We start from the raw sequence: 24751 nt of genomic DNA, 5'->3' as shown, positions 1-24751 counted from the left end.
AGCCTGCGGGCTGATCCTGCCGCCTGGCCGAGACCTCCGACATGGCACTTGCCATCAATCCCGTGCTGCCGGTGCTTGCCTCGAACGAGGCGGGCAGTGTTGCGCCAGACCTCACGCTCGAGGCGGGCAGCGTCGTCAATGCGCAGGTCTTGAAGGTGCTGTCGGCCGATCTGGTGCGGATCGCGATCGCGAGCCTGTCGATCGACGTCCAGACCGAGGTGCCGCTGCAGCAGGGCCAGAACCTGCAGCTTGCGGTCTCGCAGACCAGTGACGGCAGCGTTCGCCTGCAGCTGGTCGGGCCGGGCGCCGACAACGGCGATGCGGTGCAGCTGTCGCCGCGCGTCCAGGGGGCGGCCGACGTCAGCGCCGCGTCGCAGCCCGTCGCCACGGCGCCGAAGGCGGTGCTGACGCCACTCGAGCGCGTCACCATCACCGCAACGGCCCAGAACGCGGCGGCGGTGCAGGGCAGCCAGGCGCCGCTGTTTGCCAATCTCGCGGCGGTCGCCTCCGCCAATCTGCCGCCAAAGCTTCAGGCCGCGATCGCACAGGTGCTGGCGCAGCAGACCGGCCTCGACGAGAATCTGAGCGGCGATGCCGTCAAGACCGGCTTCCAGAAATCCGGCCTGCTGCTCGAGGCGACGCTTGCTTCGGGCGTTGCGCCCACAAGCGGCAGCGCGCCCGATCTGAAGGCCGCGCTGATCGTGCTGCGCCAGGCGCTGACGTCGGTTGGTGCCGGCGACACCGCCAGGCCTGCATCCACGCCGCTCGAGCGGCCGACGCTTGCCAATGCCGGCACGACGCCGAGCCTCGTGCCGCCGGCAACGCCCGACCTCGACGTTCAGGAGATCCTGCTGCCGCAGGCCCGCGTGCCGATCGCCGACGATCTCGGCCGCGGCGCCACCGGGCTCGCCGGGGCGCTCGCGGATGCGCTCGATGCCGGGCCGTCGTCGGGCGGCGCGCTCAATCTCATCCAGGAAGCGCTGCACGAGCTCGGCAACCCGGCACGACAAGGCGCCGCGCCAAGGGAGATGCTGCCGGGCGAGGTGCCCGCACGCAGCAACACGCCGCCACCGCCGTTTCACGGCGCGCTGCCGTCGGCGCAGGCCGTGGCCGAGCCGTCGATAGCGCCGGGCACGCCGATTGCTGCCGCCGCGCATCGCCTGTTGGAAAACACCGACGCGGCACTGGCGCGGCAGACGCTGCTCCAGGTCGCCTCGCTGCCGGATCGCGGCGACGCATCGCGTCCGCAGCTCGACGCGATGGTGCCGCGCTGGAATTTCGAGATCCCGTTCCTGACCCAGCAGGGCACGGCGATGGCGCAGTTCGAGATTTCCCGCGACGGCGGCGGCAGCGAGGTCGACGCGGCCAAGCGGGTATGGCGGGCGCGCTTCACGCTCGACGTCGAGCCGGCCGGCCCGGTGCATGCGCTGGTCTCGCTGAACAGCGAGCGCACCTCAGTGCGGATGTGGGCCGAGCGTCCCTCGACCGCCGCGCAATTGCGCGCCGGCGCATCCGAGCTGAGCCAGGCGCTGACCAGGGCCGAGCTCACGCCCGGCGATATCGAGATCCGCGACGGCAGCCCGCCGCAACCCGCGCCCGCGCGCGCCGGCCATTTTCTGGACCGCGCATCATGAGCGACGCGAAGAACCAGCTCGCCGTCGCCCTGCATTACGACCACGCCGGCGCGCCGCGCGTGGTGGCCAAAGGCAAGGGCGCGATCGGCGCCAAGATCATCGAGGTCGCCAAAGCCAACGATATCCCGATCGAGGAGAACGAGGTCCTGGCCGGTGCGCTCTCCAATGTCGAGCTCGGCGACGAGATCCCGGCCGAGCTCTACAAGGCCGTCGCCGAAGTCTTGGTGTTCGTGCTGCGGCTCTCGGGCCGGGTGCGCTAGCCGCTTCGAGCGAAGTGGGCACCGGCCCGCGTGAAGAAAACGCGTCAAACAAGCAAGCCTTATTGCCATCCTTTCACCACGATGGCATCAGCATCGTCGTCAACCCGAACCGTTTCAGGTCCTGTCGTGATCCATCGTCGCCATGCGCTCGGTCTGCTTGCTACCGCCTGCATCTTGCCGTCGCGCAGCTTCGCCAACGTGTCCTACCAGCGCAGCGAGTTTCGCGAGGATCTGGCAAAGCGCTTCTTCGATCTCGGCACCGAAGGCACCTTCGTCGGCTACAAGATCGACGACTATCTGATTATCGCGAGCGACAAGGTTCGCTCGGGCGAGGGCAAGTTACCGGCCTCGACTTTTAAGATCCCGAACGCGCTGATCGCGCTCGAGACCGGCGTGGTGCAGGACCCCGACAAGGACGTCTTCAAGTGGGACGGCACAACCCGCAGCATCGAGGCCTGGAACAAGGATCACACGCTGCGCTCGGCGCTCGCGGTATCGGCATTTCCGGTGTTTCAGGAGATCGCCCGCCGGATCGGCGAGGAACGGATGAAGAAGTACATCGACATCATCGACTACGGCAACCGCGACATCGGCGGCGGCATCGATCAGTTCTGGGTGACCGGCAATTTGCGGATCGATCCGGTGCAGCAGATCGATTTCCTCGACCGGCTGCGCCGCGGCGTGTTGCCGGTCGGCAAGCGCAGCCAGCAACTGGTGTGCGACATCCTTCCGGTGACGAAAGTCGGTGACGCCGTCATTCGCGCCAAGACCGGATTGACCGACAAGGAGCACGGCTCGCTCGGCTGGCTGGTCGGCTGGGCCGAGAAGGGCGGTGACGTCACGGTGTTCGCGATGAACATGGACTGCAAGACCCAGGCGCAGATCGACGCGCGGATGAGCGTCACGCAGCAATGCCTCACCGATATCGTCGCGTTGTGACGGGCTGACCTGCGCGCGCCGCGGCTGGTCGTGGCCGCGCGCCTCGACTAGCATCCTCCGACAAAAGCAAGAACCGGAGGAAATCATGCAATCAGCATCCGTCTGGCTGTCGTCGCTCACGCTGGCCGCGGCCGGCGGCTGGCTCGCGGCCACGATGTTCTCAGTGCCGGCCACCAGCAAGGAGCCGCGCTTCCCGCAGCTCACCATGGAGCAGCTCAACGACCTGCAAAAGCCGCTCGGCGAGCAGATCATGAAGGTGTCGAGCGTCGGCATCGGCGGCCCCTACAATCCGATCATCCGGAGTCCGGTGCTCGGCCAGCGGCTCTACGATCTCTTCTACTATTTGCGCTGGCAGACCTCGGTGCCGACCAGGCTGAACGAGTTCGCGATCCTGATCATCGGCCGGCAATGGCGCTCGCAGGTCGAGTGGTTCGCGCATGCGCCGCTCGCGGCTAAGGCAGGTCTGTCGGCGGACGTGATCGCCGAGCTGAAGGCCGGCAACCGGCCGTCGAAAATGGCCGAGGACGAGGCCGTCGTGTACGATTTCGTCACCGAGCTGACCACGACCAAGAAGGTCTCCGACGAGACCTTTGCGCGGGCCAAGAAGCTGTTCAACGATCAGCAGATCGTCGACCTCACCGCGCTCGCCGGCAATTACGTGATGGTCGCGATGATCCTGGCGATGGCCGAGGAGACCGTGCCGCCGGGCAAGGAGGAGCCGTTCAAGGTCGGCGAGAAGTAGCGAACGCCGCGGCGATCGGGTGCGTGCTACCGCCCGATCGCCCGCAGCAAGGCCGGCATCAGCTTCGGGTCGCGGCATTGCGCGACGTTGAAGCGCATGAAGGCGGCGGCCGTCTGCGAGGCGCTGAACACGTTGCCGGGCGCCAGCACGACATTGTCGGCGAGCGCTGCGCGCGCCACGTCGGCGGAGTCGCGGCCGTCGGGCAACTCGCACCACAGATAGAAGCCGCCGCGCGGCATCAGCCAGGGCTCGATGCCGATGCGCTGCAGTTTGTCGCCGACGTCGCGACGGGCGCGGGCGAGGCGGCGGCGCAGCTCCTCGACATGCTTGCGGTAGAAGCCGCTCGACAGCACGCTTGCGATGATCTCGGTTGCGACCGCGCTCGGGCCGCCAAAACCGGTCGCGACCTGGAGGTCGACGAGATCCTCGATCCAGTCAGCTCGAGCGGCGATGAAGCCGCAGCGCACCGAGGCCGACAACGTCTTGGAGAAGCTGCCGATCCGGATCACGCGGTTGAGCCCGTCGAGCGCCGCGAGCCGCGCCGATGGCTCCGGCTCGAAATCGGCGAAGATGTCGTCCTCGACGATCGTCACATCATGGGCCGCCGCGGCATTCAGCACGCGGTGCGCAGTTTGCGGCGACAGCGTCGCGCCGGTCGGATTATGCAGCGCCGAGTTGGTGACATAGAGCCGTGGCCGCTCGGCGGCCAGCACCGCCTCGAAGCTTGCGACGTCGGGTCCAACAGCGGTGTAGGGCACGCTGACGATCTTGACTTGATGTGCGCGCAGCAGCGCCCGGAAATTGAAGTAGCAGGGATCGTCGACCAGCACGGTGTCGCCGGGCCGCAGCAGGAAGCGGCAGACCAAATCGATCGCCTGGGTACCGGACGCGGTGAGCAGGAGCTGCTCGGGCGGCACCTCGAGGCCCTCGTCGGCAAACCGCGCCATGAGGATGCGGCGCAGCGCCAGCGAGCCGCGGGTCGCGCCATAGTCGGAAAGCACGGCGTCGTCGGCGCGCGCCAGGCCGCGCAACGCGCGCCGCAGCTCTTCGGTCGGCATCCACTCGGCCGGCAGCCAGCCGCAGCCCGGCTTCAGCGCGCCGTCTTCGGCATCGAGCGATTGCCGCGACACCCAGAACGGATCGACGGCGCGGTCGCGCTGCGGCTGGTCTTTTGCGAGAGCGAGCGGGGGCAGTGCGGTTGAGGAGACATAGAAGCCGGAGCCGGGCCGGGGCCGGATCAGGCCCTCGGCCACCAGTCGGTCATAGGCCTCGACCACGGTGGAGGGCGAGACGCCCATGGTGGCGGCAAGGCCGCGGATCGAGGGCAGGCGGTCGTCAGCCACCAGCGCCCGGCTCGCCATCCTGGCGCGGATCGCGTTCATCACGTCGGTGGTCCGCGTCGCCTTCGGCGGATCGGATTGCGGCGCATCGGATGGCTGTTGCAAGTGTATGCCTACCTTCATCCATACAGTTTTGCGATATTGTACTGATCTGTAGCTGCCTTGGCGAGCCCCCGACCGCTATGTTCGGCGGTCGGAAGGCAAGGTGTGATGGACAAGGCTTCGATCGAGGGCTGGGGCAGCGGCCTGCTCGGCGTGATTATCTTCAGCGGCTCGCTGCCGGCCACCCGCGTCGCCGTGGCCGGGTTCTCGCCGCTGTTCCTGACCTCGGCGCGCGCCGCGATCGCGGCGCTGCTCGGTGCCGCGCTGCTCGCGGTGCTGCGGCAGCCCTGGCCGCAGCGCAAGGACCTGGTCTCGCTCGTCATCGTCGCGCTCGGCGTCGTGATCGGCTTTCCGCTGCTGACCGCGCTGGCGCTGCAGCATATCACCTCGGCGCATTCGATCGTGTTCATCGGGCTGCTGCCGCTGTCGACCGCCGTATTCGCAGTGCTGCGCGGCGGCGAGCGGCCGAAGCCGCTGTTCTGGCTGTTCTCCTGCATCGGCAGCGCGACGGTCGCAGCCTTCGCATTGTCGGGCGACGGATCGGCGTCGCTGACCGGCGATCTCCTGATGGTTGCGGCGATCGTCGTCTGCGGCCTCGGCTATGCCGAAGGTGCGGCGCTGTCGCGCCGGCTCGGCGGCTGGCAGGTGATCTCCTGGGCGCTGGTGCTCTCGGCGCCGGTGGTACTGCTGATGACGATCATGACGCTGCCGCCGAATTGGGACGGCATCGGCGCGCCGGCCTGGCTCGGGCTCGCCTATGTCTCGATCTTCAGCATGCTGGTCGGCTTCGTGTTCTGGTATCGCGGGCTCGCCATCGGCGGCATCGCCAGCGTCGGCCAGCTGCAATTGCTGCAACCGTTCTTCGGCCTCGCGCTGGCCGGGCTGTTGCTGCACGAGCCGGTCGCCTGGTCGATGATAACAGCGACCATGCTGGTCGTGGTCTGCGTCGTGTTCGCGCGCCGGTTTGCTTGAGTGGGGTGGAGGAGGCCCGGGGGGGCCAGGCGCCACGAGCCAAATCGCAGCCCCACAACACAACGCCGTCCGCTTGAAATATCCGCGGGCGGCGTTGGTCCTAGCCCCAGGAAGGGTGTTGCAAAATCCCTGGCAGTTATAGGTCTGCCTGCCCCAGCAAAGGTTCAGGCAAAATCGCTCGCCGGGACGTCATCGCTTCAAGCTCCTCCCGGATAGACCGGGCTATGGCGATTTGCCGATCCGGCCGAGGTGGGTGGTGCTAAACCCGACCGAATATTTCAGCCCATAGCCGAGCGCGCGGTCGATCCCGATATGGGCGAGCCAGATCATCGCGATCGACAGCACCAGCGGCCCTTCGCCGGCAAAGCCCAGCGTCATCAGCGCCACCGGCGCCAGATAGGTGTGGGCGGCGTTGTAGGCGATGGCGCCGACGCGAGGGCCGGCGAGATAGGCGGCAAAGCTTAAGTCCGGCACCAGGAACAGCAGGACATAGACCAGCCAGGACCCATCCCATTTGTAATAGAGCACGGTCATCCCGACGAACAGCACCAGGCCCTCCAGCCGGAGCAGGGTGCGCACCCCGCCGGTTGCCGTGCCGGTCTCCGTCACGGTTGTTTCGGTCATCGCTGTCTCCCCCACATGTCGGAAAATCCTACCGTTTTTGCGCCCGATACCGCCCACAAGCGGCTTTCCGGTTCCGAAATTGCCGTGCTAAAGCCATTTCCGAACGAAGCGGGACCCCGGCTGGCGCCGGGACGCGGACTGTAGCTAACACGGGCGGAAACAAATGAAAGACATCCTCGACACCCTCGAAGAGCGGCGCGCCGGCGCCAAATTGGGCGGCGGCGAAAAGCGCATCGAGGCGCAGCACGCCCGCGGCAAGCTGACCGCCCGCGAGCGGATCGAGCTTCTGCTCGACAAGGGCTCGTTCGAGGAATTCGACATGTTCGTCGAGCACCGCTCGACCGAGTTCGGCATGGAGAAGACCAAGGTTCCCGGCGACGGGGTCGTCACCGGCTGGGGCACGGTCAACGGCCGCAAGACCTTTGTGTTCGCCAAGGACTTTACGGTGTTCGGCGGCTCGCTGTCGGAAACCCATGCGCTGAAAATCACCAAGCTGCAGGACATGGCGATGAAGGCGAGGGCGCCGATCATCGGCCTCTATGACGCCGGCGGCGCGCGCATTCAGGAGGGCGTCGCTGCCTTGGCGGGCTATTCCTACGTGTTCCGCCGCAACGTCATCGCCTCCGGCGTGATCCCGCAGATCTCCGTCATCATGGGCCCCTGCGCCGGCGGCGACGTCTATTCGCCGGCGATGACCGACTTCATCTTCATGGTGAAGAACACCAGCTACATGTTCGTCACCGGCCCCGACGTGGTGAAGACCGTCACCAACGAGGTGGTCACCGCCGAGGAGCTCGGCGGCGCCTCGGTGCACGCCACGCGCTCCTCGATCGCCGACGGCGCGTTCGAGAACGACGTCGATGCTCTCTTGCAGATGCGCCGGCTGATCGACTTTCTGCCGTCGAACAACACCGACGGCGTGCCGGAATGGCCGAGCTTTGACGATATCGGCCGGGTCGACACGTCCCTGGACACGCTGATCCCCGACAATCCGAACAAGCCCTACGACATGAAGGAACTGATCCTCAAGGTCGTCGACGAGGGCGACTTCTTCGAGATATCGGAGACCTTCGCCCGGAACATCGTCACCGGCTTCGGCCGCATCGCCGGCCGCACCGTCGGCTTCGTCGCCAACCAGCCGATGGTGCTGGCGGGCGTGCTCGACAGCGATGCCTCACGCAAGGCCGCGCGCTTCGTGCGGTTCTGCGACGCCTTCAACATCCCGATCGTCACCTTCGTCGACGTGCCGGGCTTCTTACCCGGAACCGCGCAGGAATATGGCGGCCTGATCAAGCACGGTGCGAAATTGCTGTTCGCCTATTCGCAGTGCACGGTGCCGCTCGTCACCATCATCACCCGCAAGGCCTATGGCGGCGCCTTCGACGTCATGGCCTCGAAGGAAATCGGCGCCGACATGAACTACGCCTGGCCGACCGCCCAGATCGCGGTGATGGGCGCCAAGGGCGCGGTGGAGATCATCTTCCGCAGTGACATCGGCGATCCCGACAAGATCGCCGCGCGAACCAAGGAATACGAAGACCGCTTCCTGTCCCCCTTCATCGCCGCCGAGCGCGGCTACATCGACGACGTCATCATGCCGCATTCGACCCGCCGCCGGATCGCGCGGGCCCTGGCGATGCTCAGGGATAAGAAGGTCGAGATCCCCGCGAAGAAGCACGACAATTTGCCGTTGTGAGGGGGATGCGCTCGTAGGCTAACATCCGATCCGAAAGGCTGGGCGCGTGTGGATTAAGTCTGTCGAGATAAGGAACTACAAATCGTTTGAACAAAGCGGTCGGCTCAATTTCGATCGGCATATGAACGTTGTGGTGGGTGCAAATCATTCAGGGAAATCGGCACTCCTGAGTGCGCTCGCAAATAAATATCGCGGAGCACCGCATAGGAGCTCTGCCCTGCGAAAGAGCGAGCCTTCTAATCCCACTTCGTCTGTAGATTTCCGGTTTTGTGTTTCGGGTCGGGAGGTGCGCGACGTCATTCTGGCGTACAACCTGAATTTAGATGTACCAATCCCTTTGGAGTGGGCTTCAGGTGCGTCGCAGAAGGAGGTGTTAGACCGACTGCTGAATATGGAGGAACTTACAGTATCGGCGAGGTCAATCGCCGGAGATAAGAATGGCCCCGGTTGGACTCAATCTCCTTTCCCTTCAACAAACCTCTTCGAGCTAGATGGTCCGGGAACCGCAGCGTTTCTACATGTCGTGGCACAACAGGAGAAGAATGACATTCTCGCCACGCAACTCGCTCCCGGACAGAATGACAGTTTTGCCGCCAGCATTGCACCGAGACTGGAGCAATCAATATATTTTTTTGACGCCCAACGTGTGCCGCGGAACCAGTATGCTTTCGGCTCGTCAACACAACTCAATTCCAATGCAGATAATCTCGCCGAAGTGCTGAATGTACTGCAGGCGAATCGAACAGCCTTTGCCGAGTACGTTGACGCTGTAGCTCGAGTCATTCCGGCTGTGAAATGGATCAGCGTGACGCCCTCAAGTGTGCACGGAAACCAAGTCGAAGTTCGAATTTGGAATGTTCCAGACTCTACGAAGAGAGATGATTTAGCCATCCCGCTGGCCGAGTGTGGAACGGGGGTCGGTCAAATTCTATCGATCCTGTATGTGGTTATGAGATCAAGTGGCAATGTCATCGTCATTGACGAGCCAAATAGCTTTCTTCATCCGCGGGCAGCTAAATCACTGATGGGCATTTTGAAGGAAGACAGGTCAAATCAATACATCATATCGACGCACTCTCCGGAAATTTTGGCGTCGTCGGAGCCGGACCGCTTCTATTCACTTAAGTTCGCTAAGGAAAAAACAGTTGTCACCGAAGTCACCAGGTCAGACTTTGCCAGTATCAAGCAGGTCCTGAGTGAGTTAGGCGCGCAGCTTTCAGACGTATTTGGTGCCGACAACGTGCTCTGGGTCGAGGGGCCGACTGAAGTTCAGTGCTTCCCACTTCTTTTGGCCGCAGGAGGACGTGTACCAGGCTCAGGACTGACCTTCGCTCCTCTCCGAAATACAGGGGACTTGGAAAGTCGACACGGAGCGATCGTCGCGGACATCTATCGAAACCTTAGCTCGGCTCATTCCATCCTTCCAACTACTGTCGCAGTTTCGCTGGACGGAGATCAGCGAAGTATAAAGGACCAAGAAAATCTCGAACGTGCATTTGGGAGTGTGCTGCATTTCTTGGATCGTCGCTGCTATGAAAATTACCTCATCCATCCGGTCGCGATTTGCAGTGTACTCAACGCGACCGAGACATTCGGAGGAGTGCTGACAGCAAGCCAAGTGCACGAATGGATACTTGAGAACGGGAAGGATGAGAGACTAAAGGCGCAAGAGTATGAAGTTTTGTCTCCGGAATGGCTCGCGCGAGTCGACGCGCCTCGGTTGCTGGAGCAGCTCTTCCAAGATATCTCCGGCGCGAAGGAGATTTACCGAAAGCCGTTGCACTCTGTTGCACTTACCAAGTGGTTGGTCGAACATGATCACAGATTTCTTGATGAACTGATCAATTATGTTGTTGGACTAGTGCCGAAGCTTGATGCGTAGAAGCTGGCGAAGTGCAACCCATCGCAACTCGAAATAGCTAGGTCGACGCTATAGCCGACGTCGCAACGAGGGCTGTCCGATGACCGAAGACGATCCGACCGACGATATTTCTGAGATCGAAGCGCGGATCGAGGAGCTTGCCGAGAGCGCCGAACGATCGCGGCGGATCATTCTCGGGTCGAAGGTCGCGATATTGGGTGGCTTCGCATTGCTGTTCGTCGCGCTGCTTGGCCTGTTCGGGGCCGGTCAGACCGCGGCGCTCGGATCGATTGCGCTGGTGCTCGGCGGCATCGTGTCGCTTGGCTCGAATGTCAGCACGTTGCGGCAGACCGAGGCCGCGATCAGCACCGCCGAGGCGCGTCGTGCGCGTCTGATCGGGGCCATCGACCTGCGCCTGGTTCATGATGCGCCGCTGAAGTTGATGTGACGCGATGATCGTAGCCCGGATGAGCGCAGCGATATCCGGGGGCCGGACTATCGGTGCGGCGCGCGCCGTTTGCGCGATGTTGGGGCCACAGCTTGCTTCAACAACGCAGCGCTGTGGTTATGGGTCGTCCCGGCTCCCGTGCGCAATTGCGCACTAGGCCGGGACGACAGCGGAGGGAGTTGCGTCCCCCTAATGCGACGCCAGCGGCACGTAATCGTAGTCGCCGACGCCTTGCAGCACCAAAAACGTCAGCGACGTCGTGCCGGCGTTGGTGACGAGGTGAGGGCGGGTCGGTTTCACGGCGTAGACCTCGCCTACCTTCAGGTTCACTTCCTCCTTCGGCTCCTGCAGGAACAGCCGCATCTGTCCCTCCAGCACGTAGAACGTGTCGGGGATGTTGCTGTGGGTGTGCCACGGCACCTTCTGGGTCGGCGAGAGCTGCAGCTCGGTGATGCGGAAGCCGGGGCGGGCGGCGTGCTGGGCGCGGCGCTCGACTTCGTAGAGGTGGCTGGCATCCGTGATCGGTTGTCCTGGCTTCATGGCGGCCTCCCGGAGATGGTCTTGTGCCGCGATGCTAGTCCTGTTCGATGCAGCGCGAAACCGGCCGAATGGGCATGACGGGCACGACGCGATAGCGTGACGCGCGCGATCTCCTCGTGCTCGCGGAGGAGATGACGGCGTGATGGTTATGTGACGTCACAACATCGCGAACGCAGCCGCGACGCATAGGGTTCCGCGAAAGCTGAACGCGCGGTTCAGCGAGCGTTCAGGCCGTGGCGAAAAAACTGGCTGACGCCTTGGTCCAACGCAGCAGCAAAGGAAAACACTCATGGAACGCCGGGATTTTCTGAAGATCGCCTTCGGTGTCGCCGCCGGTGCGGTGACGTTCGCAGCGACCGCGCAGGCCGCGCCGCTCGCGCCGCTTCCGCTCAATCAGGATGCACGTGCGCCAGCGGCTGGTGATGCGCATTCGGCCGTCACCACCGGCGAGGAGGTCGATCGCCTGAAGCCCGAGCAGGTGCGCTGGCATCATCGCCACTGGGGTTGGCATCACAGGCGCTGGCACCACAGGCATTGGGGCTGGCGCCGCCGCCATTGGCGCCGGCATCACTGGCGTCATCATCACTGGCGCCGCTGGTGACATTGACTTGATATCAAAGAAAAACCCCGCGCGAGGCGGGGTTTTGTTTGCGCAGGTGCGCCGCGATCAGATCGGGCGGCAGCGGCCGTAGCGCCAGGCAAAGCCGTAGGGGCAGGCGCGGACGCGCGGCGCGACCACGACCGGGCCGGGTGCGACGACGATGGGGCGCTCAACCACGACCGCGCCCGGAGCGACGACGACGGGGCCACGATTCCTGACGCAGCCGCCATAGGGGCCGCGGTGCCAGCCCGGGCCGCAGCCACCGGCAGCATCAGCGGCGCTGATGCCGGCGAATGCGGTCGTCACCAAAACTGCTGCTGCAAAAAGATACTTCATGTCTTCTCCTTTTTAATTGGGCCGCGCTGCGGCACCGCAACAAACTTTTACTTACCGATTCGCCCGGCCGGATCATTGCAGAAGCCGTGCCCGATGTCGCCGACCTTAATGTTGCGGGCTGAATGCGACATGAATGTTGCAGCTCACGGCTGCGTCAGCGCGCCGCAAGCAGGTTCAGCATCAATTCGAAATATTTCACAGGCGCGAAGGCGGTGCGCGCATGCCCGCTGGAATGCGCGATGCTACTCGCCCGCGCCGAACAGCGCGGCGAACCGCTTCTCGCCGTTTCGCGAAAAATTGACCACGCGGCTGCCCGGCGCAGCATCGCGCGCGGCCCATTTCAGCTCAGTGAAGCGGTCCATCATCGCGGCGCCCAGCGTGCCGGCGAGATGGTGCCGCCGCTCGCTCCAGTCGAGGCAGGCCTTGCACACCGGACGGCGCGGATGCGTCAGCGCATCCGCGTCGATCTGCAACTCCTCGGCCATGAAGCGCTTGCCTTCGCCGGTGAGCTCGATCGCCTGCTTGCTCTGGCGCACCAGCTTCTGCCGTCTCATGCTGTCGAGCATCTGCACGCCGAGATCGCCGGCGAGGTGGTCGTAGCAGATGCGGGCACGGCGCAGCGCCGGATCCTTCGGCCCGGTGCGCACCCGCATGTGGCCGGCGCGGGCGGCGATGCCCTGCAGGCCTTCGAGCACGTCGGCGACGTCGGGGTCAGAGAGCCGATAGTAGCGGTGACGCCCTTGCTTCTCGGGCTCGATCAGCCCGCCGGCCTCGAGCTTGGCGAGATGCGAGCTCGCGGTCTGCGGCGTGATGCCGGCTTCCTGCGCGAGCTCGCTCGCGGTCAGCGCGCGGCCGGTCATCAGCGCGGTCAGCATGTTGCAGCGTGCGGGATCGCCGACCAAAGCGGCGATCCGGGAGATGTCGGGTCCTGCTTTCATAGTTCGATGATAGCCGAAGCATTGGTGTCGGACAAGCGGGTAGTGTCAGCGTCGGAAGCAGGCTCGTCATTTGCGCTCGCAATGACGGACAAATCAGGAGGCCGCCAATGACCATCACCGTCTTCATCCGCTACCAGCTCGATCCGTTCAAGCGCGCGATGTTCGAGGAATATTCGAAGAACTGGCTCTCGATCATTCCGCGCTGCGGCGGTGACCTGCTCGGCTACTGGATGCCGCATGAGGGCACCAACAACATCGGCTTCGCGCTGATCTCGTTCGAAAGCCTCGCCGCCTACGAGGCCTATCGCGCGCGGCTGCGCCAGGACAGCGAGGGCATGGCGAACTTCCGCTTCGCGGAGGAACACCGGTTCATCCTCGCGGAGGAGCGGACATTTTTGCGCAAGGTCGGGGCTTAGCCATTGCGCTTCGCCGAGCACACTGGCGTGTTGCCCTGTGCGTGCCTATCTCTGCGCGGCCAACGATATCAGGGAGCGACCCATGCCACTGCCAACTGCTGACAAACGCGCCGCCTTCAAGAAGTTGCACGAGAGCGGATGCTTCATCATCCCGAACCCGTTCGATGTCGGTAGCGCCCGCGCATTGCAACATCTCGGCTTCAAGGCGCTGGCCTCGACCAGCGCGGGTTTTGCCTGGACCATCGCCAAGGCCGACAACCGCGTCACCGTCGATGATGTCTGCGATCATCTGACCGCGGTGTGTGCGGCGGTCGATATTCCGGTCAACGCGGATTTCGAGGGCGGCTTTGCGGTCGAGCCCGACAAGGTCGCCGTCAACGTCGCGCGCGGCGTCAAGACCGGCGTCGCCGGGCTGTCGATCGAGGATTCCACGGGAGACGCCGCCAACCCGCTGTTCGAGCACAAGCTCGCGGTCGAGCGCATCAAGGCGGCGCGCAAGGCCATCGATGCCGACAACAGCGGCGTGCTGCTCACCGGCCGCTGCGAGGCGTTCCTGTGGGGCAAGCAGGACCTCGATCTGGTGATCGAGCGGCTGCAGGCCTATTCCGACGCCGGAGCCGACGTGCTCTACGCGCCTGGCATCAAGACCAGAGAGGAGATCTCCGCAGTCGTGAAGGCGGTGGGGCCGAAGCCGGTCAATCTCCTGATCGGCGGCCCATCCGAGCTTTCGCTGCAAGCGGTGACCGATCTCGGTGTGCGCCGCATCAGCGTCGGTGGCGCACTGGCGCGGATGGCCTGGACCGGCGTGATGAAGGCGGCGAAGGAGATGGCCGAGAAGGGCACCTTCACCGAATTCGCCAACGCCTATCCCGGCGGCGAGCTCAACAAGATGTTCAAGTAGCCGTCACAAAAAAGCAGCGGGCCGCTGGGGCCCGCTGCTCGCGCCTGGTGAGTATCGGCGCTCGTTACTTCGCATTCTCGGCCGGCGGGGCGGCCGGCTTGTTCATGTCCGAATTGTTCATGTCAGACGGCGGGTTGGCTGGTGCCGCGGGGCTGGCCGGCGCCGCGCCCGTGGTCATGCCGGGCTGGCTGTTCGACTTCGGCGTCACGTCGCGCATGCCCGGAGGCGGCGCGGCCGGATTGACCGGCTGGGTCTGCGCGGTCTGCGTCGACGGCGTCGTGCCGGCTTCGTGCACCGACGTGTTGTTCAACCCGTAGAACAGTGCGCCGAGCACCACGGCCACCGCAACTGCGAACATCGTGACCTTGGTGCTGCTGGCCGGTCCGTCCTGGAGTTCCGGATCCGGCTGCAGCTCGTTGTCCAGGCTGTTGAAGCGCGCCTGACGGCGGATTTCCTCATCGGTCAGGTTGGCGCGATACGGATCGTCAGGTTGGTAAGCCATTTCAAAGTTCCTCCGTTTGCCCCCCAAAGGCTAGAAACAAAGGCTAGACGCGGGAGACAATTGCTGGCGCGCGAGGATGTTCCGCGCCAATGTTGCAACCCGTTCATGATGGAACCGCCGATTCCACGGTTCCGAACCTGTTCCATGAGGCCTCTCCGATGTGGACCATGCCGCCCACCGATTCGGTGCTGCACATCCTCTCGTTCATCGCGGTTGCGGCGCAGTCGATGACGGCGGCGCTGGCGGCCGGCAGGCGCAGCATGGATTGGGCCGGCGTCTGCATGCTGGGTGCGATCACCGCGCTCGGCGGCGGCACCATCCGCGACGTGCTGCTCGGGCATTATCCGCTGCTCTGGGTCAAGCACCCGATCTACCTCGCGATCGCGGCGGCGGGCGCCTTCGCCACCATCCTGCTGGCGCGGCTGGTGGTCAGGCTCAATCTCGCCTTCCTGGTGCTCGATGCGATCGGGCTCGTGGTGTTCACCATGGCCGGCTGCGATATCGCCTGGCAGGTCGACGCCTCGCTGCCGATCGTGATCGTCTCCGGCATGATCACCGGCTGCGCCGGCGGCGTGCTGCGCGACATCCTCTGCAACGAGGTGCCGCTGCTGTTTCGCAGCGAGCTTTACGCCAGCGTCTCCGTGGTCACAGGGCTGTTCTATGCCACCGCGTTCGGTCTGAACCTCAACCCACCGGTCTGGACCGTGCTGACCTTCGTGCTCGGCCTGACCTTCCGGATGCTGGCGATCCGCTACAAATGGGAGATGCCGAAATTCGTGTTCAGCGGCGAGGAGCGGTGATTGGCTACTCGCGCCCCGGACGCAGCGCAGCGCGCTCGCGGTGCGCTGCGTCCGGGGCCCATGTCAGCCGATGAGCCAGGTGGGTCCCGGTTCTGCGGAGCAGCGCTTCGCGCCGCGCCCGGGACACGATACCTATTTCGTCCGCATCTTGGCGACCTCGTCTGCGGTGACGGCCGGTGCCGCATTGCCCCAGGCATTGCGGATGTAGGTCGCGACGTCTGCGACCTCCTGGTCGGTGAGCTTCGGATAGGCCGGCATCGAGCCTGCGTTCGGCGCGCGCGGCGTGGTCACGGTCTGGGCGCCGTCGAGGATGATGCGTAGTGTGCTCGCCGGATTGGCCGATTGCAGATTGGCGTTGCCGGGCAGCGGCGGATAGATCCGCGGCGCGCCCGAGCCGTCGAGCTCATGGCAGGCGATGCAGGCCCCGCGATAGATCCGCTCGCCATTGCTCATCTGCGCAGGCGAGGGCGGGGTGACCGCAGGCTCCGGTGCGCCGGCCGGCAGGCTCTTCAGATAGACCGCGATCGCGCGCACATCGGCGTCACTCATCTTCGAGGTCGAATTGACTACCACCTCGGACATCAGGGGGCCGGCGTGGCTGTGTCCGTTGCGGCCGCTCTGCAGATATTCGGCGATGTCACCAGCACTCCAGGATTTCAGCCCGCTGCGCGCAGCGCCATCGAGCCTGGGCGCGAACATGCCCTGGACTGTGCTGCCGCCGAACGCCTGGTCGCGCTTGTCGGCGCCGAACGCATTCTTCGGCGTGTGGCAGGCGCCGCAATGCGCGAGGCCCTCGACGAGGTAACGGCCGCGATTCCATTCAGTGCCCTTGCTCTGATCCGGCTGGATGATGCCGGGTGTGAAGAACAGATAATTCCACGCCCGCATCAGCCCGCGATAGTTCAGCGGCCAGCGCAGCTCCGGCGGAGGCGCCTTGTTGCTGACCGGCGCGAGCGTCGCGAGATAGGCGCGGATCGCGATTATGTCGTTGCGGATCAGTTTGGTGAAAGAGGGATAGGGGAAGGCGGGATAATAATGCGTCCCGCCAGGCGAGACGCCGCTGCGCAGCGCGCGAAGGAAATCGTCGTCGCTCCAGCCGCCGATGCCAGTATCGCGGTCGGGGGTGAGGTTCGGCGAGAACACCGCGCCGAATGGCGTGTCGATCCGCTTGCCGCCGGCGAACGGCTTGGCCGGGTCGGCGGTGTGGCAGCTCGCGCAGTCGCCGGCGATGGTGAGCGCCTTGCCGCGGGCGATGACGTCGTCGGTGGCTTGAGCCGCGCATTCGCGGGCCGCGAACGCACTGCACAACAGCACAACGGCCAGAATCGCACCCGTCGCTCGATGTCGTCGCCGCATCCAATCACCTTCCGGTCCGCAAGACGCGTTACGCCATTTCGCCGCGGGCCTGTCCTGCGACAGAAACCGAAACGGCGCTCCGATATTCCCGGCACTAAGTTGCGATTTTTAGGCGACCGGCTTGGTCGCCCAGAATTGTGCTGCGCAGGCGAGAAAATCCGACATAGACTGGTTCTAACAAGTTCGGATGACTAGCTAAAAAGCAGTCGTCGCGACCAGCGCAAAGAGGGCTAAATGGGAATCAACCAAGGGCCTATCAGCCTCGACCAGAAATACACCCAGGGCACCGGCCACGTCTTCATGACCGGCATCCAGGCGCTGGTCCGCCTGCCCATGGCGCAGATCAGACGCGACCGCGCTGCAGGCCTCAACACGGCGGGCTTCATCTCCGGCTATCGCGGTTCCCCCCTCGGCGGTTACGACCAGCAGCTGTTCGCCGCCCGCAAGCATCTCGAGCAGTACAACATCAAATTCCAGCCCGGCGTGAACGAGGATCTCGCGGCCACCGCGATCTGGGGTTCGCAGCAGCTCGCCCTGTCGCCCGGCGCCAAATATGATGGCGCGGTCGGCATCTGGTACGGCAAGGGCCCCGGCGTCGACCGCTGCGGCGACGTGTTCCGCCACGGCAATGCGGCCGGCTCCGCCAAACATGGCGGTGTGCTTTGTCTTGCCGGCGACGACCACGGCGCAAAATCCTCCACCGTCCCGCATCAGTCCGACCACGCCTTCATCTCCGCGCTGATGCCCTACCTCTACCCCTCCAGCATCCATGAAATGATCGAGATGGGCCTCCTGGGCATCGCGATGTCGCGCTACTCGGGCTGCTGGGTCGGCATGAAGGTGATCACCGAGACGGTCGAGACCACCGCCGAGATCGACCTGACCGACGAGATGACGCCGTTCATCATTCCCCCCGATTTCGAGCTGCCGCCGGGCGGGCTCAACATCCGCTGGCCCGATGACCGTTTCGAGCAGGACCGCAGGCTGCAGGACTACAAGGGCTTTGCCGCGATCGCCTTTGCCCGCGCCAACAAGGTCAACCGCGTCACGATGGATTCGCCGAACGCGCGCTACGGCATCATGGCCTCGGGCAAGAGCTATGAGGATATCCGCCAGGCGCTGCGCGAACTCGGCATCACGCCTGAGATCGCCGCCAAGATCGGCCTCCGTCTCTACAAGATCGGCATGCCGTGGCCGCTGGAGCCGGAAGGCGTACGCAACTTCGCCGTCGGCCTCGAGGAAATCTTCATCGTCGAGGAACGCCGCGAGATCGTCGAGAACCAGGTCAAGCAGGAGCTGTTCAACTGGCGCGACGATGTCCGCCCACGCATCGTCGGCAAGATGGACGATCACGACAAGCGCTTCCTGACCTTCGCCGCCGAGCTCAGCGTGGCCTCGCTTGCAAGCTCGCTCACCGAACGGCTGCTTCGACTTAATCTCAATCCTGAAATCGCCGAGATGCTGCGCGCCAAGGCGGATTGGTTCAACGGCCGCCAGTCGACCCAGATGCAGGCGACCGCGCCCGTCACCCGCACGCCGTATTTCTGCTCGGGCTGCCCGCACAACACGTCGACCAAGGTGCCGGAAGGCAGCCGCGCGCTGGCCGGCATCGGCTGCCACTTCATGGCGCTATGGATGAACCGCTCGACCGAGACCTTCACCCATATGGGCGGTGAGGGCGTGCCGTGGGTCGGCATCGCGCCGTTCACCAACGAGAACCACATCTTCGCCAATCTCGGCGACGGCACCTATTTCCACTCCGGCATTCTGGCGATCCGCCAGTCGATCGCCTCCAAGGCCAACATCACCTACAAGATCCTCTACAACGACGCGGTCGCGATGACCGGCGGCCAGCGCCATGACGGCGATCTCTCGCCGCAGCAGATCACCTTCCAGCTCCACGCCGAAGGCATTCGCGAAATCTATCTGGTCTCGGAAACTCCCGACGCCTATCCGGCCGATACCATCGCGCCCGGCGTCAAGCTGTTCCATCGCGATGAGCTCGAAAACGTCCAGAAGATGTGCCGCGATACCAAGGGCACCTCGGCGATCGTGTTCGTGCAGACCTGCGCCGCCGAAAAGCGCCGCCGCCGCAAGCGTGGCCTGATGGAGGATCCGCAGCGCCGCGTGCTGATCAATCCCGCGGTCTGCGAAGGCTGCGGCGACTGCTCGGTGCAGTCGAACTGCATCTCGGTCGAGCCGCTGGAGACCGAGCTCGGGCGCAAGCGCACCATCAACCAGTCGACCTGCAACAAGGACTATTCCTGCGTGAAGGGATTCTGCCCGTCCTTCGTCACGGTCGACGGCGGCAAGCTCAGGCGGCGCGCGCCGCCCGATCTGGGAGCGATCGGCGATCTGCCGGAGCCGGCATCGAAGCCCGCGCTCGACCGGCCCTACAACATCGCGGTCGGCGGCGTCGGCGGCACCGGCGTCCTGACCATCGGCGCGCTGCTCGGCATGGCCGCTCACATCGAGGGCAAGGCCTCGATGATCCTCGACATGTCCGGCCTTGCGCAGAAGGGGGGCGCGGTGCTGAGCCATGTCCGGCTCTCCGAGCACACCGCTGATGTGACCTGTTCGCGCATCGTGACCGGCACCGCCGATCTGGTGCTTGCCGCCGACGAGGTCGTGGCGGCCTCCAAGGACACCATCACGCTGTGCGATGCGAGCCGCACCGTCGGCATCATCAACAGCCACGTGATCCCGACCGCGGATTTCATCCTCAATCGCGACTTCAACTTCCAGAGCCGCAAGGTCAACAGCGTGCTGGAGACCGAGCTGCGCAAGGACTCCGCTTTCTTCGACTTCACCAAGCCGGCCGAGGCGCTGCTCGGCGATAGCATCGCCACCAACATCATGATGATGGGCTTTGCCTATCAGCGCGGATTGCTGCCGCTGTCGGCGGAAGCGATCCAGCAGGCGATCGAGGTCAACGGCGTCTCGATCAAGATGAACACGCAGGCGTTCCAGCTTGGCCGTCTGGCCGCTGCCGATCCGGCACGGCTGAACGGGATGATGAAGTCCGAGGACGAGGTCGCTCCGCCGAAGACGCTGGATGCGATGTCGCTCGACGAGATCATCACCCATCGTATGGGATTGCTGACCGACTATCAGAACGCGCGTCTGGCAAAACGCTACCGCAAGCTGGTCGACCAGGTGCGCGACGTCGCCACCAAGGGCGGCTATGGCGAGGCGCTGCCGCGCGCGGTCGCGATCAACTACGCCAAACTGCTCGCCTACAAGGATGAGTATGAGGTTGCGCGGCTGTTCAGCGACGGCCGCTTCGAGAAGCAGCTGCGCGACCAGTTCGAGGGCGAGTTCAAGTTCAACTTCAATCTCGCGCCGCCGATCCTCGGCGGCGGGCTCGACGCGCAGGGCCGTCCAAAGAAACGCGCCTTCGGTTCGTGGATGATGTCGGCCTTCAGGGTGATGGCGAGATTCCGCTTCCTGCGTGGCACGCCGCTCGACATCTTCGGCTACAACGCCGACCGCAAGCTCGAGCGCGACCTGATCGCGGGCTACGAGAAGGACGTCGCGACGGTGCTGGGCCTGTTGTCGCCGCTCAATCACGACATCGCGGTCGAACTGCTGTCGCTGCCCGAGCGCATCCGCGGCTACGGTCCGGTGAAGGACAAGGCGATCAACGAGGCGAAGGTTCGCTACGCGCAACTCGCCGCCGACCTCGCCAACCCGCCGCCGGCGCCGCGGCAATTGGCGGCGGAGTAGGCGTAACCACACATTCAATGTCGTCCCGGGCAAGCGAAGCGCGACCCGGGACCCATAACCACAGGGTCGTGTTGTTAGAGCGAGCTGCGGCCCCAGCGTCGCGCAGCGACGAATAGCGGTGGTTATGGGTCCCGGCCTTCGCCGGGACGACACGTGTTTTGGGGCGCGCATATTGTGCGCTCATCGCAGTCTCGCCTGACGGAATATTTCCGCGCTTGCCAAGGCCGCTACGGCGGTTCAGAAAAACGCTGGAGCCAGGAAACGCCAGCGGAGAGCGATTTGACCATCAAGGGCAAGGCCTACATTGCCGGGATCTACGAACATCCCACCCGGCATGCACCCGATAAATCAACAGCACAGCTGCACGCCGAGGTCGCCAAGGGTGCGATCGAGGATGCCGGGCTCACCAAGGACGACATCGACGGTTATTTCTGCGCCGGCGACGCGCCGGGCGGGCTGTGGCCGATGGTCGATTATCTCGGCCTCAACACCAGGAAGCTGCGTCACATCGACTCCACCGAGACCGGCGGCTGTTCCTATCTGATCCATCTCGGCCACGCCGCCGAGGCGATTGCCGCGGGCAAATGCTCGGTCGCGCTGGTCACGCTGGCGGGCAAGCCGCGCACCGGCCCGATGCCGCCGCGCGCCTCGGGTGCCGAGGCCGATTTCGAATCCGCCTACGGGGCTACCACGCACAATGCCTACGGCATGTGTGCCATGCGCCATATGCACGACTACGGCACCACCTCCGAACAGCTCGCCTGGATCAAGGTCGCGGCCTCGCATCACGCGCAATACAATCCGCATGCGATGCTGAAGGAGGTCGTCACCGTCGAGGACGTGCTAAACTCGCCGATGATCTCCGATCCGCTGCATCGGATGGATTGCTGCGTCGTCACCGACGGCGGCGGCGCGATGATCGTCACCACGCCGGAGATCGCCAAGAGTCTGAAGAAGCCGCTGGTGCGGCTGATCGGCCATGGCGAGGCGGCGAAGGGCCCGCGCGGCGGCAAGGATCTCGATCTGACGTATTCCGCCGGCGTGTGGTCCGGCCCGCGCGCCTTCGAGGAAGCGGGCGTGACGCCTGATGACATCAAATACGCCTCGATCTATGACAGCTTCACCATCACCGTGCTGATGCAGCTCGAGGATCTCGGCTTCTGCAAGAAGGGCGAGGGCGGCAAGTTCGTCGCCGACGGCAATCTGATCTCGGGCGTCGGCAAGTTGCCGTTCAACACCGACGGCGGCGGGCTGTGCAGCAACCATCCCGTCAATCGTGGCGGCATGACGAAAATCCTCGAGGCTGTGCGCCAGTTGCGCGGCGAGGCGCATCCGAAGGTGCAGGTGAAGAACTGCGACCTCGCGATCGCCCACGGCACCGGCGGTCTGCTCGGCGTTCGCCACGCCGCCTCAACCTGCATTCTGGAGCGTGCGTGATGTCTGAAGCCAAGAAGTACAATGCCCCGGTGATCAACCCGGAGACCGCGCCGTTCTGGGAGGCGGCGAAGGTGGGCAAGTTCATGATCAAGCGCTGCACCACCTGCGGCGAAGCGCATTACTTCCCGCGCGCGATCTGCCCGTTCTGCTTCTCCGACAAGACGGTGTGGGAAGAATCGAGCGGCGAGGCCACGGTCTACACCTACAGCCTGATGCGGAAGTCGCCGACCGGTCCCTATGCGATCGCCTATGTGACGCTGAAGGAAGGTCCGTCGCTGCAGACCAACATCGTCGATTGCGATCTGGAGAAGGTGAAGATCGGCCAGAAGGTGAAGGTGGTGTGGAAGCCGACCGACGGCGCCCCGCTGCCGTTCTTCACGCCGGCCTAGCCTCAAAAGTACCTTCCCCCCTTGCGGGGGAAGGTGGCAGCGCAGCTGTCGGAAGAGGGGTTTCTCTCCGCGAGAGATGTGTTTGTGGAGATAACCCCTCTCCCAAGCGAGTTCGTGTTTGATGTCGGTGCAGCCCTCTCCCGCAAGGGGGGAGGGCGCAATAACGGGTAGCGCCGAAGAGAGACAACAATTCGGGGAGAAAACAACAATGCCGATCGTGTACGAACAGCTGATGGCCCTGAAAAATCTCGGCCAGGAATACAGCTACAGCGACCGCGAGGTGATGCTGTACGCCTATGGCATCGGCCTCGGCGCCGATCCGATGGACGAGAAGGAACTCGCCTTCGTCAATGAGGGCGTGCTGACGCCGCGCCCGCTCAAGGTGGTGCCGACATTCGCTTCGGTCGCCGCGTGGGGCGCCGGCCCCGGCGAGATGAATCTGAACCGCGTGATGGTGGTCGACGGCGAGCGCGACATCACGTTCCACAAGCCGTTCGCGACCGCGGCCCATATCACGGCCGACTCGACCGTGCTCGACGTGTTCGACAAGGGCAAGGACAAGGGTGCGGTGATCCGTCACCAGACCGTGCTGAAGGACGAGAAGGGCGAGAAGCTCGCAACGCTGGTCGCGTCGCGCTTCGCCCGCGGCGATGGCGGCTTCGGCGGCCCGTCGGACGGCCAGCCCGAACCGCACAAAGTGCCGGAGCGCGCGCCGGACAAGGTCGTCGATATCACCACGCGGCCCGACCAGGCGCTGGTCTACCGGCTCTGCGGCGACCGCAACCCGCTGCACTCCGATCCGGAGTTCGCTAAGAAGGCCGGCTTCCCGCGGCCGATCCTGCACGGCATGTGCACCTACGGCATCACCTGCCGCGGCGTGCTGCAGACCTATGCCGACTACGATCCATCCGCCTTCAAACAGCACGTGGCGCGGTTCTCCTCGCCGGTGTTTCCCGGCGAGACCGTGACCATGGAGCTGTGGAAGGACGGCAACGTCGTATCGTTCGAAGCCAAGGTGAAATCGCGCGGCGTCACCGTGATCAAGAGCGGCAAGACGGTGCTGGCGTAGCTCTCGTGCCCCGGACGCAGCGCAGCGCGCAAGCGGTGTGATGCAGAGCCGGGGCCCAGTCGCCGGGTGTGGGTCCCGGCTCTGCGAAGCAGCGTCTCACGCAGCATCGCGTCCGGACACGATAACAAGGGAGAAGAAACGATGGGATTGCTCGACGGCAAGGTGGCGCTGATCACGGGCGCCGGCGGCGGGCTCGGTGAAGCCTATGCAAAACTGTTCGCTCGCGAGGGCGCGGCTGTCGTGGTCAACGATCTCGGCGGCCCGCGCGACGGCTCGGGCTCCGACAAGTCGATGGCCGACAAGGTGGTCGATGCGATCAAGGCCGAGGGCGGCCGCGCGGTCGCCAACGGCGCCGACATCTCGACGCTGGCCGGCGGCCAGTCGGTGTTCGACGACGCCATCAAGCATTTCGGCCGCGCCGACATCCTGGTCAACAACGCCGGCATCCTGCTCGACGAGACCTTCCACAAGGCCAAGGAAGCCAACTGGGACAGGGTGATGAAGGTGCATCTGAAGGGCACCTTCTGCTGCACCCAGCCGGTGTTCAAATGGATGCGCGACAATGGCGGCGGCGTCATCGTCAACACGTCGTCGACCTCGGGCCTGATCGGCAATTTCGGCCAGACCAATTACGGCGCGGCCAAGGGCGGCATCTGGGGCCTCTCCAACGTGCTGGCGATCGAGGGCCGCAAGTACAACATCCGGATCTGGACGCTGGCGCCGGGCGCGCTGACCCGCATGACCGCAGACCTGCCCCGCTACAAGGAGAACCCGGGCGCGGCGCTCGGGCCTGATGGCATCGCGCCGGCCGTGCTGTACATGGTCAGCGACTTGTCGGGCGACCAGACCGGCAAGGTTCTCGGCGTCTCCGGCCCGCGCGGCGTCCGCGAGATGCGGATGATGGAAATGGAGGGCTGGAAGCCGCCATTCACCGGCTGGAAGGCCGAGGATATCGCCACCCACGCCAGGGAGATCTTCTTCTCCGAGCAGCAGATCAAGATGGGCGCGCGGCGGTTCTGATATATACAGTCAGGGCGTCCGAACGACGAACCCCAATGCGCAATCGCGCATTGTAGAACCTCGAGATTCCGGGTTCGATGCTGACGCATCGCCCCGGAATGA

24 protein-coding genes and 1 pseudogene are annotated in these 24751 nt (G+C 64.6%); 18 read left to right on the top strand and 7 right to left on the bottom strand.

Annotated elements, in window-relative coordinates:
• The first annotated feature begins 41 nt into the window (after positions 1 to 41).
• From G6P99_RS27740 to G6P99_RS27725, 4 genes are all read left to right on the top strand, one after another.
• Entirely contained in the window at positions 42 to 1634 is a 1593-nt protein-coding gene (locus G6P99_RS27740; protein ID WP_029081726.1) for a flagellar hook-length control protein FliK, read from the top strand.
• A complete protein-coding gene (locus tag G6P99_RS27735; protein ID WP_029081725.1) occupies positions 1631 to 1894 on the top strand; it encodes an EscU/YscU/HrcU family type III secretion system export apparatus switch protein in 264 nt (87 codons plus the stop codon). Before G6P99_RS27740 ends, G6P99_RS27735 begins: the two co-directional genes overlap by 4 nt.
• Positions 1895 to 2020: 126 nt before the next feature.
• Complete coding sequence (blaOXA, locus tag G6P99_RS27730; protein WP_029081724.1) at positions 2021 to 2833, top strand: class D beta-lactamase; 813 nt, start codon at positions 2021 to 2023, stop codon at positions 2831 to 2833.
• A gap of 85 nt (positions 2834 to 2918) precedes the next feature.
• Positions 2919 to 3575 carry a carboxymuconolactone decarboxylase family protein gene (locus tag G6P99_RS27725; protein ID WP_029081723.1) on the top strand — a complete coding sequence of 219 codons (657 nt, stop codon included), beginning with the start codon at positions 2919 to 2921 and terminating at the stop codon, positions 3573 to 3575.
• A 26-nt stretch (positions 3576 to 3601) separates the two neighbouring features.
• Here the strand turns inward: G6P99_RS27725 and G6P99_RS27720 are convergent, their stop codons facing one another.
• Entirely contained in the window at positions 3602 to 4957 is a 1356-nt protein-coding gene (locus G6P99_RS27720) for a PLP-dependent aminotransferase family protein (RefSeq protein ID WP_165129001.1), read from the bottom strand.
• A 168-nt stretch (positions 4958 to 5125) separates the two neighbouring features.
• Here G6P99_RS27720 and G6P99_RS27715 point away from each other — a divergent pair, with 168 nt between their 5' ends.
• A complete protein-coding gene (locus tag G6P99_RS27715) occupies positions 5126 to 5989 on the top strand; it encodes a DMT family transporter (RefSeq protein ID WP_029081722.1) in 864 nt (287 codons plus the stop codon).
• A gap of 222 nt (positions 5990 to 6211) precedes the next feature.
• Here the strand turns inward: G6P99_RS27715 and G6P99_RS27710 are convergent, their stop codons facing one another.
• Positions 6212 to 6613 carry a DUF4260 domain-containing protein gene (locus G6P99_RS27710; RefSeq protein WP_029081721.1) on the bottom strand — a complete coding sequence of 134 codons (402 nt, stop codon included), beginning with the start codon at positions 6611 to 6613 and terminating at the stop codon, positions 6212 to 6214.
• 163 nt (positions 6614 to 6776) lie between these two features.
• On the opposite strand from G6P99_RS27710, the gene G6P99_RS27705 reads away from it, so the two are divergent.
• From G6P99_RS27705 to G6P99_RS27695, 4 genes and pseudogenes are all read left to right on the top strand, one after another.
• Positions 6777 to 8309: an acyl-CoA carboxylase subunit beta gene (locus tag G6P99_RS27705; RefSeq protein WP_029081720.1), complete on the top strand. Its 1533-nt coding sequence runs from the start codon at positions 6777 to 6779 to the stop codon at positions 8307 to 8309.
• Between the two features lie 46 nt (positions 8310 to 8355).
• Positions 8356 to 8433: pseudogene (locus tag G6P99_RS47730) on the top strand (hypothetical protein); the annotation flags it as partial.
• Between the two features lie 162 nt (positions 8434 to 8595).
• A complete protein-coding gene (locus tag G6P99_RS27700) occupies positions 8596 to 10191 on the top strand; it encodes an AAA family ATPase (RefSeq protein WP_029081719.1) in 1596 nt (531 codons plus the stop codon).
• Positions 10192 to 10270: 79 nt separating this feature from the next.
• Positions 10271 to 10618, top strand: coding sequence for a hypothetical protein (locus G6P99_RS27695; RefSeq protein WP_029081718.1), 348 nt, complete (start codon positions 10271 to 10273; stop codon positions 10616 to 10618).
• Between the two features lie 189 nt (positions 10619 to 10807).
• Here G6P99_RS27695 and G6P99_RS27690 read toward each other — a convergent pair whose 3' ends face one another.
• Entirely contained in the window at positions 10808 to 11158 is a 351-nt protein-coding gene (locus G6P99_RS27690; protein WP_165124055.1) for a cupin domain-containing protein, read from the bottom strand.
• Positions 11159 to 11447: 289 nt separating this feature from the next.
• On the opposite strand from G6P99_RS27690, the gene G6P99_RS27685 reads away from it, so the two are divergent.
• Positions 11448 to 11759 (top strand): twin-arginine translocation signal domain-containing protein, encoded by a 312-nt coding sequence (locus G6P99_RS27685; protein WP_029081716.1) that lies wholly within the window; start codon positions 11448 to 11450, stop codon positions 11757 to 11759.
• Between the two features lie 66 nt (positions 11760 to 11825).
• Here G6P99_RS27685 and G6P99_RS27680 read toward each other — a convergent pair whose 3' ends face one another.
• Both G6P99_RS27680 and G6P99_RS27675 read right to left on the bottom strand, forming a co-directional pair.
• A complete protein-coding gene (locus G6P99_RS27680; RefSeq protein ID WP_029081715.1) occupies positions 11826 to 12095 on the bottom strand; it encodes a GCG_CRPN prefix-to-repeats domain-containing protein in 270 nt (89 codons plus the stop codon).
• A 242-nt stretch (positions 12096 to 12337) separates the two neighbouring features.
• Positions 12338 to 13033 (bottom strand): ArsR/SmtB family transcription factor, encoded by a 696-nt coding sequence (locus G6P99_RS27675; protein WP_050402286.1) that lies wholly within the window; start codon positions 13031 to 13033, stop codon positions 12338 to 12340.
• Positions 13034 to 13140: 107 nt separating this feature from the next.
• On the opposite strand from G6P99_RS27675, the gene G6P99_RS27670 reads away from it, so the two are divergent.
• Positions 13141 to 13449 (top strand): NIPSNAP family protein, encoded by a 309-nt coding sequence (locus G6P99_RS27670; protein WP_029081713.1) that lies wholly within the window; start codon positions 13141 to 13143, stop codon positions 13447 to 13449.
• Between the two features lie 82 nt (positions 13450 to 13531).
• The gene (locus G6P99_RS27665) at positions 13532 to 14350 is read left to right on the top strand and encodes an isocitrate lyase/PEP mutase family protein (RefSeq protein WP_165124053.1); all 819 of its coding nucleotides are present in this window, start codon (positions 13532 to 13534) and stop codon (positions 14348 to 14350) included.
• 64 nt (positions 14351 to 14414) lie between these two features.
• Here the strand turns inward: G6P99_RS27665 and G6P99_RS27660 are convergent, their stop codons facing one another.
• Entirely contained in the window at positions 14415 to 14852 is a 438-nt protein-coding gene (locus G6P99_RS27660; protein ID WP_051346350.1) for a hypothetical protein, read from the bottom strand.
• 158 nt (positions 14853 to 15010) lie between these two features.
• On the opposite strand from G6P99_RS27660, the gene G6P99_RS27655 reads away from it, so the two are divergent.
• Complete coding sequence (locus G6P99_RS27655; RefSeq protein ID WP_165128999.1) at positions 15011 to 15652, top strand: trimeric intracellular cation channel family protein; 642 nt, start codon at positions 15011 to 15013, stop codon at positions 15650 to 15652.
• A 132-nt stretch (positions 15653 to 15784) separates the two neighbouring features.
• Here the strand turns inward: G6P99_RS27655 and G6P99_RS27650 are convergent, their stop codons facing one another.
• Positions 15785 to 17008, bottom strand: a complete 1224-nt coding sequence (locus G6P99_RS27650) for a c-type cytochrome (protein ID WP_029081711.1) — start codon at positions 17006 to 17008, stop codon at positions 15785 to 15787.
• A 234-nt stretch (positions 17009 to 17242) separates the two neighbouring features.
• Between G6P99_RS27650 and G6P99_RS27645 the strand changes: the two genes are divergently transcribed.
• The 5 genes from G6P99_RS27645 (at position 17243) to G6P99_RS27625 (ending at position 24649) form a co-directional block, all read left to right on the top strand.
• Entirely contained in the window at positions 17243 to 20734 is a 3492-nt protein-coding gene (locus tag G6P99_RS27645; protein ID WP_029081710.1) for an indolepyruvate ferredoxin oxidoreductase family protein, read from the top strand.
• Between the two features lie 279 nt (positions 20735 to 21013).
• Positions 21014 to 22171 (top strand): thiolase domain-containing protein, encoded by a 1158-nt coding sequence (locus tag G6P99_RS27640; protein ID WP_029081709.1) that lies wholly within the window; start codon positions 21014 to 21016, stop codon positions 22169 to 22171.
• Positions 22171 to 22560, top strand: coding sequence for a Zn-ribbon domain-containing OB-fold protein (locus G6P99_RS27635; protein ID WP_029081708.1), 390 nt, complete (start codon positions 22171 to 22173; stop codon positions 22558 to 22560). The genes G6P99_RS27640 and G6P99_RS27635 overlap by 1 nt, the downstream gene beginning before the upstream one ends.
• Positions 22561 to 22768: 208 nt before the next feature.
• Entirely contained in the window at positions 22769 to 23629 is an 861-nt protein-coding gene (locus G6P99_RS27630) for a MaoC family dehydratase (protein ID WP_165124051.1), read from the top strand.
• Positions 23630 to 23770: 141 nt separating this feature from the next.
• The gene (locus tag G6P99_RS27625) at positions 23771 to 24649 is read left to right on the top strand and encodes an SDR family oxidoreductase (RefSeq protein WP_029081706.1); all 879 of its coding nucleotides are present in this window, start codon (positions 23771 to 23773) and stop codon (positions 24647 to 24649) included.
• Positions 24650 to 24751 lie beyond the last annotated feature (102 nt).

Source organism: Bradyrhizobium sp. 6(2017), from assembly GCF_011058295.2.
Classification (GTDB): domain Bacteria; phylum Pseudomonadota; class Alphaproteobacteria; order Rhizobiales; family Xanthobacteraceae; genus Bradyrhizobium; species Bradyrhizobium septentrionale.
Note: the sequence above shows the minus strand (reverse complement) of the source record. Positions and strands in the feature narration are given on the sequence as shown.